Raw genomic sequence first — 1,128 nt, forward strand, 5'->3', positions numbered from 1 at the left:
GTTGCTAACGGCCCAGGCATCGACACGTGGGGCGGGGTTGGCTGATTCGACGACGTACATGATGATTCTCCGGATTCGACTGGAGAAATTTTTACATTCGGTGCGGGAGATTTCTTATCTAAAAAAGCCCGTATTGGCTTATAAGGGAATCATCTGATTCCAGAAAGTACGATTAACGGGTATTTCTATGCACAGTGAGTTGGACCTGTACGACCGGCGCATCCTGGCGCTGTTGCAGGAGGACGCTTCGCTTTCCAGCGCGCAGATTGCCGAACAGGTCGGCCTGTCGCAATCGCCCTGCTGGCGCAGGATTCAGCGGCTGAAAGAGGAGGGCGTGATTCGCGGCCAGGTTACCTTGCTGGATCGTAAGAAAATCGGCCTCAACACGCAGATTTTCGCCGAGGTGAAACTCAACGCCCACGGCCGTTCCAACTTCACTGAGTTCACCGAGGCGATTCGCGGTTTTCCGGAAGTGTTGGAATGCTATGTGCTGATGGGGGCGGTGGACTTTTTACTGCGGATCGTCACGTCGGACATTGAAGCGTATGAGCGGTTTTTCTTCGAAAAACTCTCGATGGTGCCGGGGATTCAGGAGGTCAACTCGATAGTGGCCTTGTCGGAGATCAAGTCCACCACGAGTTTGCCGGTGTTGCGCTGATAGTTGTCATGGCCTGATTTTAGTGGCAAGGGAGCAAGCTCCCTCGCCACAAGCAAGCGCCCTCGGCCACAGCAAGCCCTTTCGCCACTACTGGCAACGCATCACTCAGCCGCTGGCTGCCCAATCTCCGCCAATGCACTCGCATTGTTCTTGAACGCCGCCGCAAACGCCGCGCGGTTCTTGGCCATGAAAATACCGGCATCTTCAGCCTGCTTCTCGCTCAAGCCTTCGACGTTTTTCAACAGCACTTCCATCAGGGACTCTGCCAGTTCAAGCATCTGGTCGTGTGCGTCGGCAAGTTTGCGATCCACGAATGTAGTCTCCAGGTCACGGGTACTGCGATACAGGGTTTCAACAGCCATTTTTCGGCCTCGTCATCGGTGCAGTATTGAAGGGAGTTGCCCTTGGTTCGGGTGTCGCCAAGCGTTCTCGCGACTACTGTATTTATATACAGCTAAAAGCATAAGCCA

At 54.3% G+C, this 1,128-nt stretch carries 2 protein-coding genes; one reads left to right on the plus strand and one right to left on the minus strand.

Translation table 11 applies throughout. The annotated features are described in order from the left end of the window. Window positions 1–199: 199 nt before the first annotated feature. Window positions 200–658, plus strand: a complete 459-nt coding sequence (locus ACZ6ZQ_RS38600; protein WP_469773202.1) for an Lrp/AsnC family transcriptional regulator — start codon at window positions 200–202, stop codon at window positions 656–658. A 101-nt stretch (window positions 659–759) separates the two neighbouring features. Here ACZ6ZQ_RS38600 and ACZ6ZQ_RS38605 read toward each other — a convergent pair whose 3' ends face one another. Further along, entirely contained in the window at window positions 760–1,020 is a 261-nt protein-coding gene (locus ACZ6ZQ_RS38605; protein ID WP_003212789.1) for a YebG family protein, read from the minus strand. Window positions 1,021–1,128 lie beyond the last annotated feature (108 nt).

The organism is Streptomyces sp. NPDC053673, assembly GCF_055585225.1.